The 7408-nt window shown below is 59.8% G+C and carries 10 protein-coding genes, 1 tRNA gene and 1 pseudogene; 6 read left to right on the plus strand and 6 right to left on the minus strand.

From position 1 onward, the window contains the following. The first annotated feature begins 37 nt into the window (after window positions 1-37). Window positions 38-319, plus strand: a complete 282-nt coding sequence (locus ACQZ48_RS20600) for an HU family DNA-binding protein (protein ID WP_448729360.1) — start codon at window positions 38-40, stop codon at window positions 317-319. Window positions 320-432: 113 nt separating this feature from the next. Here the strand turns inward: ACQZ48_RS20600 and ACQZ48_RS20605 are convergent, their stop codons facing one another. From ACQZ48_RS20605 to ACQZ48_RS20620, 4 genes are all read right to left on the minus strand, one after another. Then, window positions 433-834: a hypothetical protein gene (locus ACQZ48_RS20605; RefSeq protein WP_448729361.1), complete on the minus strand. Its 402-nt coding sequence runs from the start codon at window positions 832-834 to the stop codon at window positions 433-435. Between the two features lie 72 nt (window positions 835-906). Next, window positions 907-1281: a DUF2958 domain-containing protein gene (locus tag ACQZ48_RS20610; RefSeq protein WP_448729362.1), complete on the minus strand. Its 375-nt coding sequence runs from the start codon at window positions 1279-1281 to the stop codon at window positions 907-909. Continuing rightward, the gene (locus ACQZ48_RS20615) at window positions 1278-1634 is read right to left on the minus strand and encodes a hypothetical protein (protein ID WP_448729363.1); all 357 of its coding nucleotides are present in this window, start codon (window positions 1632-1634) and stop codon (window positions 1278-1280) included. The genes ACQZ48_RS20610 and ACQZ48_RS20615 overlap by 4 nt, the downstream gene beginning before the upstream one ends. 121 nt (window positions 1635-1755) lie before the next feature. Continuing rightward, window positions 1756-4152, minus strand: coding sequence for a ParB/RepB/Spo0J family partition protein (locus ACQZ48_RS20620; protein ID WP_448729364.1), 2397 nt, complete (start codon window positions 4150-4152; stop codon window positions 1756-1758). A gap of 478 nt (window positions 4153-4630) precedes the next feature. Between ACQZ48_RS20620 and ACQZ48_RS20625 the strand changes: the two genes are divergently transcribed. The 4 genes and pseudogenes from ACQZ48_RS20625 to ACQZ48_RS20640 form a co-directional block, all read left to right on the plus strand. Further along, window positions 4631-4840, plus strand: a complete 210-nt coding sequence (locus tag ACQZ48_RS20625; RefSeq protein WP_448729365.1) for a hypothetical protein — start codon at window positions 4631-4633, stop codon at window positions 4838-4840. A gap of 105 nt (window positions 4841-4945) precedes the next feature. Beyond that, on the plus strand, window positions 4946-5269 hold the full coding sequence (locus ACQZ48_RS20630) for a type II toxin-antitoxin system HigB family toxin (RefSeq protein ID WP_448729366.1): 324 nt from the start codon (window positions 4946-4948) through the stop codon (window positions 5267-5269). Further along, window positions 5259-5639, plus strand: a complete 381-nt coding sequence (locus ACQZ48_RS20635) for a helix-turn-helix domain-containing protein (RefSeq protein WP_448729367.1) — start codon at window positions 5259-5261, stop codon at window positions 5637-5639. The genes ACQZ48_RS20630 and ACQZ48_RS20635 overlap by 11 nt, the downstream gene beginning before the upstream one ends. A gap of 16 nt (window positions 5640-5655) precedes the next feature. Beyond that, window positions 5656-6030 (plus strand): annotated as a pseudogene (locus ACQZ48_RS20640) (recombinase family protein); the annotation flags it as partial. Window positions 6031-6090: 60 nt separating this feature from the next. Here the strand turns inward: ACQZ48_RS20640 and ACQZ48_RS20645 are convergent. Next, window positions 6091-6321 (minus strand): hypothetical protein, encoded by a 231-nt coding sequence (locus tag ACQZ48_RS20645; protein ID WP_448729368.1) that lies wholly within the window; start codon window positions 6319-6321, stop codon window positions 6091-6093. Here ACQZ48_RS20645 and ACQZ48_RS20650 point away from each other — a divergent pair. Further along, window positions 6229-7353 carry a recombinase family protein gene (locus ACQZ48_RS20650; protein WP_448729375.1) on the plus strand — a complete coding sequence of 375 codons (1125 nt, stop codon included), beginning with the start codon at window positions 6229-6231 and terminating at the stop codon, window positions 7351-7353. The genes ACQZ48_RS20645 and ACQZ48_RS20650 overlap by 93 nt on opposite strands. Here the strand turns inward: ACQZ48_RS20650 and ACQZ48_RS20655 are convergent. Further along, a tRNA-Met gene (locus tag ACQZ48_RS20655) sits at window positions 7310-7386 on the minus strand. The two genes, ACQZ48_RS20650 and ACQZ48_RS20655, sit on opposite strands and share 44 nt — an antisense overlap. Between the last annotated feature and the right edge of the window lie 22 nt (window positions 7387-7408).

The following is a 7408-nucleotide window of genomic DNA, read 5'->3' on the forward strand; positions in this document are numbered from 1 at the left end:
TAACATGTTGCCTCGAATCAACGGGAGAGGATAATCCATGGCTGTTAGTATGAACGATTTGGCTGAAAGCCTTGCCGAGGCACATAAGCTGACCAAAACCCAAGCTAAGACCATTGTTGAAGATGTCCTGAAGGGGATTTCGCAGGCCGCCGCAAAAGGTGAAGAAGTTTCGTTGAACGGTTTTGGCAAATTCAAGGTGCAGGATAAGCCCGAACGCGAGGGCCGCAATCCTTCGACCGGTGAGACGATCAAAATCGCGGCGTCCAAGAAGCTTGTCTTCCAGCCCGCCAAGGCGCTGAAAGAAGCCGTGAACGGTTGACGTTCAGGATTATTACGCAAAGTGCCGCTTCGATAGCGCGGCACTTGCAATGCCAAGACTGCTGATGTGGCAAGCTCTTTTGCCAGAAATCCCGAAAAAACCTACCTATTAATTTATGGTCCTTCGCGCAGGCGTGCCAGTGCCGACATGCCTATGAATGCGCCACCAATGAGGGAAAAGATTTTCCGCCAGACTTCGGACGGAACCGCCTCGCGGGCGGCACCATGCACCAGGGCGAAACCCGCGATTGCGGCGGGAACCGCGAAGATCAGGGCGATGGCTAGACGCAATCCCGGCGAGCGCAGCGTGGCATAGAGACAGGCAAGGACGCCGTAAGCACCCACGCCCGCGAACAGGCCGACAATACCAGCGCCGATATAACCGGCTCCGGTTGCGAAGGCGAAACGCGTTGCGATGACGGCGAACAGGAACGGCACGGCATAGGTCGCCAGCATAAGGCCAAGCGAACACATGGCGATGACCATCACGACGGACAATGTAACCAGCGCAATCATTTTCGGCCTCCCTTACGGTTCTCTACGTTGGGCTGCTCCGGCGCATCGGGGTCCGACGCGCCGGAACGTGTTTCAGGGGACGATCCTTCCGGCATGGCGGGCCATCTTCGTGTAGTAGCTGAGCCGATATTCCGGTTTGTAATACAGGTCACGCTCGACCGGCAGGCCAAGCCCGCCGCGAACGCCCTTGATCTCGGACAGCATGGCGTAGCCAAGTTCCGGACTGCCAAAGCCAAGATCCATCAAGCCGAATAGCCGCATGTCCCCATCCGGTTCCTCGTATGCTTCGGTTATCAGCCATGTGGCAGAACCATCCGGCGTGAACAGCTTCACGACAGGGCGTGGGTCGAAATCTTCCTGTTCCTCGCTGGCGCGGCCATTGGCGATCAGCGCGGCGCGCAGATCATCGGGGATCAGGAGGGGGGTTCGGGGAAATCGCCGTGTCATGACGCTATTTCCTCCGGTTCCGCCCAAAGCGCCGCATCCCTATTGATCCGCAAGCGGGCGCAGAAGGCAGCGATAACCGCATCCTGCCTCTCCAGCGTGCGGGTGGGCGCGTCGATGTCGCCGCGCCGTCCGAAGCGAAGAGTGGCGGCAGTCTCGTGATAATGGCGCTCGTCGGCGAGTGTCCATGTGGAGGTCGAACGGCCATACTGGCGGGTCTTGACGCGGGCGGTGATCGTCATGCGCTCAGCGCGTTTGACGATCTGCCGTTCGATGATGGAAAGGTGATTGCGGGTTTCCTTCCGCGCCCTGACCATGCGGGCCAGCATTGCCCGCTGCTCGTCATAGGTGCTCATTGTCGTGGTTCCTGCGATCCGTCGAGGGTTTCCGCCGCGCCGATTGCGGCGCGGCGGAAGCTGTCCTCGTTGCAATGGGAAAAAAGGCCGGAACCGCGTGGGTGGCTCCGGCCATAACGGTTCACTCGGCAGCTTCGTGGAAAGCTGCGCCATCTTCGGCGTCTGCCGCATCCGGGGCGGTTGCCTCCCCTTCCGGTTCAGCCGATCCCTCTGCTGCGGGTGCATCGGGGTCCGTCACCTGATCCTCGGCAGATACGGCTTCCGGCTCGGCAAACTCTGCCGCGTCGGTCGCGGTGGGTTCCGGCGTGGCCGGTTCTGCCGCATCCGCTGCAACGTCTTCCGGCTCTGCGGTTTCCGACGCTTCCGCAACGGTTTCGGCTTCCGCCTCCACCTGCTGTGGGGCGTCCAGCCATGCGGGCCGCTCGGTGCGCAGCAACAGCGGGAGCCATCCGCTTCCGGCAAGAAGCTTTTCGGCGTCTTCCGCCATTTCCTGCTTTTTCTTGCCCGAAAGCCGTTCCGCCGCCTCGTCGCCAAGAGCTTCACCCACGGCGGCGAGGATATTCGCCTTGGTCACGCGGCCAAGATAGGCGCTGACGGTCGGCGTCCAATGCTGGCTCATGTTCAGCGCAAGCGCGGTCGCCAGCTTGTCGGCGGTCGCATGGGCGCGGCGCTTGTTCTGTTCCCAAGGCAGCTTGAGGGCGTTCACCGTGAGCGATGCGCAATGCGCGAACAAAGCCATGACGCTTACGGGGTCGAGACCGGCGATGAAGTCCCAAAGGTCCGCCGCGTTCTGCGGCATGTCAGAAGCCCATCCGTCATGGCGATCCGCCAGCATCTTCGCCGCCGCCGTGTCCTCGATGCCGTCCGCGTGTCCGCCAAGCTGAACGCTGCTCGGTCGGATTTCGAGGGCATGAGCATTCACGTCGCGATAGAAGGTCTGCGCGGCAAGCGCATGGGTGACGGCGATGAGGGCCATATCCGGCTGCTCGCCAAGCGCAAGGCGAAGGCCAAGCGTCCGGTGGGCCGTCAGGTCGCGGGTGAGTAGATCGGAAACCGGCTGGCCCGCATCGCCTCCGTCTTCTTCCTCTGCTTCCTCATCGTCGCCGTCGCTATCGGGGTCCGGATTGATACGGTCTTCGATAACTTCGCCGTCCTCATTGACGCGCACGCCGTCGATGACAGTTTCGCCTTTCTCTTCCTCCGGCTCCGGTGCTTCGTCTTCGGGGCGGATGAAGCCACGTTCGATACGAGCGCTTCCGTCATGGTTCAGTGTGACGAATACGCCGCCACGCGCAAGCTCGTCCGGCTCGTAGCCTTGCCGCTTGGCGTCGATGCGTTCCATTTCCGCTTCAAGTTCCGCGAAACGCTGATTAACATCGGCGGGCAAGTCTTCTTCCGTATTCTCCCATTCCGCTGTCAGATGATCAAACTCTTGCCTCGCTGCGGTAAAGGCCGCTTCGTCTTCTTCCGACAATTCAACCGTGTGCGGATAGAAACGGCTCAAGCCATGCGCATGAGGGAAGTCGATAGAGGCTTCCGCCCACTTCCAGCCCTCCGCCTGAATGTCGGCGGCAATGCTTTCCAGCTTTTCAAGGACAAGCCGGTCCAGCAACGCTGGGTCGTCATAGTAACCGCCCCGATCTTCGCTAAACAGGTCACGGACGATGTAGCCGCCCGCTTCCGCATAGGCTTCGGCTCCGACAAAGACGGCCTTGCGGTCATTCGCCTGCACATGGGTCCGGGTCAGGTCGCGGCGGATGATCCACGGCTCGCGGTTATAGCCGAGACCTTCATAAACCTGCTCCTGCCGCGCATGATCGTCGGTGATAGCGAACGCCTGCAACTGGTCCAGCGTCAAATCGCCGTCGCGGTAAACCTGCATCAGCTTGGGGCTGACTGCGCCAAGCCGAAGGCGCTGCTTGACGACATGGGCGGAAACACCGAAACGGGCGGCGATTTCCTCCGCTCCCCATCCGCGATTTTGCGAAAGTTCAAGGAAAGATACGAACTGATCGGCGGGCGAAAGGCTGGTCCGTGTGACGTTCTCGTCAAGGCTGATCTCGAAGGGATCGTTTGCCGTATCGATAACGCAACGGATGGCTTCCGTCTTCCTGATCTCCTTGCGCTTGACGCGCAAAAGCTGCGCCTGCCTGCGGCCTTCTCCGATAGTCACGAAATAAAAGCCGGTCGGTTCGCCTGCTTCATTGACTTCCGGCTCCACCACCAGATTTTGCAGAATACCCTTGGCGGCGATGCTGGCCGCATAGGTTCCGACGGTTTCCTCGCTGTGCGGGGTCTTCCGCGCATTGCGAGGCGACTTCTTGAGCTTGTTGAGGGGAATGAGAACTTCCCTGCCGGTCGCGGTTTCTGCCGTCATGGCGGTTTCCGGTTCCGGTGCGTGCAATGCCGCCACCACCTCCGCCGCCACGTCTCCGACGCTGCGGATTTCCGCATTCGTCGCCACATTCTCGTCCGTCGCAACAGTGACGGTCTTGGTCTTCTTCGCAGTCCTTGCCATTGTTCCAATCCTTTTTCCGTAAATGCCGGAGGCATGTCCCCGACATGCCTCCCGGGGGCGCGAGAGCGCGCGGGGATGGAAGGGGACAAGTGCCGGCGAGCACGGCCGGGCTGCGCAGCGAGCGGGACGGATTCGGAACAATGGAGCTGGTCGGGATATGCCCCGTCCTGAGAAGCGGGCGGCCCTGCCATGCGCAGGTGGCACTTGAGGGGAGAAAAGGGGTTAGACCCCTTGGTTTCCCCTCAAGGATCGGCAAGGCTTCAGCCGCAGCCGATCAGGACAATGCGCGCGAAGCGCCCCTTATTATGATGAGGCGGTCGGAATGTTGGTTGGCTATCGGGTATAGCCGCAATTGAAACCGTCCTCTTTGTAGGCCGGAGTATCCTCTTTGCCGCACAGCGAGGCCGACGCTATTTTCTTTCACGCCTGATCGGGTCTCGATGGTTCCGCCGACATTTCGCTACGAGTCAGGGACACCATGAAGCCGCAACGCGACAGGATCAGGATCGAGATCTTCCCGCCCTCCGACACTTCCGGATCGGAAGGGGTTCGCATGCGGATGGCAGATGAAGCGGTATTGGCCCTCGCTCGCCTGATCGGCCGCCAGATGGCGCGCGAGCAGTTTCAGAAGAAAATAGCGTTGGAACACCGCACGGATAATGCCAAAAAGCGGAACAAAGAGTCGTAGGCTATCAATTACTCCCATTATTCCGATCCCGTTACGGGCAAATGCTCGCCGGGATATTTTTCATATCGCCGTTGATCCCACTTCGGGATCATGATAGGTTGTTTCATGAGGATAATTGCCCGTCGCACCTTGCGGGAATTCGTTGAAAGTCTTGCAGGGCAGAAAGACCAATCGGCTGTCAAGGCCGCGCTCGATGCCTGGTTCGATGAAGTCAGCAAGGCAGAGTGGGCGAATTCCGCAGATGTGAAACGGCTTTACGCAACGGCGAGCATCGTCAGCGCCGAGCGGGTCGTTTTCAACATCAAGGGTAATGATTATCGCCTTGTGGTGGCAGTCGATTTCGAGAAAAGTATCGTCTGGATCAAGTGGATCGGCACGCACAAGGCATATGACAAGATCGATGTAACGGAGGTGAAGCATGGCGACTGATCTGAAGCCCATCCGCACCGAAACGGATCACGAGGCCGCACTTGATGAGGTCGAACGCCTGTGGGGCGCCAAGAGCGGGACACCTGACGGCGATCGCCTCGATGTGCTGGCGACACTGATCGAAATTTATGAAGCAAAGCATTATCCGATGGACCCGCCGGATCCGATCGAAGCGATCAAGTTCCGGATGGAGCAGCTGGGATTGAGCCGCAAGGATCTCGAACCGATCTTCGGAACCCGGAACCGCACATCGGAAATCCTCAATCGAAGGCGCGGCCTGTCGATCGAGATGATCCGGCAACTGCATGACCGGCTGGGAATATCAGCTGACGTGTTGATCAGACCGAGCCGTCTCGACAAGGCAGCCTGACGCAAAAGGAATAGCAATGAAGCGCGTTGCGATCTATGCCCGGTATTCTTCCGACAATCAGCGCGAGGCGTCGATTGAGGACCAGTTCCGCATCTGCCGGGAACAGGCGAAACGCGAGGGCTGGAAGGTCGTCGGCTGCTACAAGGATGCGGCAATTTCCGGTTCGACCGTGATCCTGCGGCCGGGTGTCCAGATGCTGTTGCAGGATGCTCAGGCGGGCCAGTTCGACATGGTGCTCGCGGAAGCCCTCGACCGCATCAGCCGCGACCAGGCTGATACCGCGAACCTGTTCAAGCATCTGAAGTTCGCCGGCGTACCCATCGTGACCCTGGCGGAAGGCGAAATCAGCGAATTGCATGTCGGCCTCAAGGGCACGATGAACGCCCTCTTCCTGAAAGACCTCGCCGACAAGACAAGGCGTGGCCTGCGCGGTCGTGTCGAGGACGGTAAATCAGGCGGCGGGCTTTGCTACGGCTACAGGGTCGTGAAGAAGCTGGATGGACGCGGCGAACTCACTCGCGGCGACCGGGAGATCGATGAACAGCAAGCCGAAGTCATCCGGCGCATCCTCCGCGAATTCGCGGACGGAATCGGTCCCCGCACCATTGCCAAGACGCTGAACGAGGAAGGTATTGCTGGTCCGGAAGGCAAGCTGTGGAACGATACGACAATCCGCGGCCATGCCAGCCGGGGAACCGGCATTCTCAACAACGAGCTTTATATCGGCAAGCTAGTCTGGAACCGGCTGCGCTATGTCAAGAACCCGGCGACCGGCAAGCGGGTGTCGCGGCAGAACCCGGAAAGCGAATGGATCGTCACCGAGGTTGCGCATCTGCGTATCGTCGATGATGAACTCTGGCGGGATGTTCGGAAACGGCAGGGCGAGATTTCGGAAAAGTACGCCAATGTTACCGAAGCGGTCCGCGAACATCACAAGAAGAACCGGCTGAATGCAACCCGAAGAGCAAAGTCGCTGCTTTCCGGCCTGATCTATTGCGGGTGCTGCGGCGGCCCCTACTCGCTTCGTGGCGCGGATCGCTTTGCCTGCTCCAACCATATCAGCAACGGCTCCTGCACGAACAGTCGGACGATCCTGCGCGAGGAACTGGAGAACCGTGTGCTCGCCGGTCTCAAGGACCGGATGATGTCGCCGGAAGTGGCGTCTGAAGCGATGCGAGCCTATGCCGAAGAGACGAACCGACAGAACCGGGAACGGCGTTCCAGCGCCGACACATGGAAGGCGGAACTCGCCAAGGTCGAGAAGGACATTCGCGGCATTATCGATGCTATCAAAGCGGGCATGTTCCACGAGAGCATGAAGAGCGAAATGACCGCGCTCGAAACCCGCAAGGCCGAACTCTCGACATTGCTGACGGATATTCCGAAAGACATTCCCGATCTGCTGCCAAGTGCGTCGGTGATCTACGGCAGGAAGGTCGCCAAACTGACGGACGCGCTGAACAAGCCGGAAGAGCGGACACAAGCGGCCGAAGCCCTGCGGATGCTGATCGAGAAGATCGTGCTGTCCCCCGGCCCAAACCGTGGCGAGATCGACGCGCTGCTGTACGGCGAATTGGGCACGATCCTGAACTGGGTTGAGCGGCAAGTCATTGAAAAGGCTGCACAAACAAAAACTCCCGCAGCAATGGCTACGGGAGTGTCGGTATCAGTGGTTGCGGGGGCAGGATTTGAACCTGCGGCCTTCAGGTTATGAGCCTGACGAGCTACCGGGCTGCTCCACCCCGCGTTACCAGCGTAAATCCCTATGG

Source organism: Agrobacterium sp. 22-209-1, assembly GCF_053522485.1.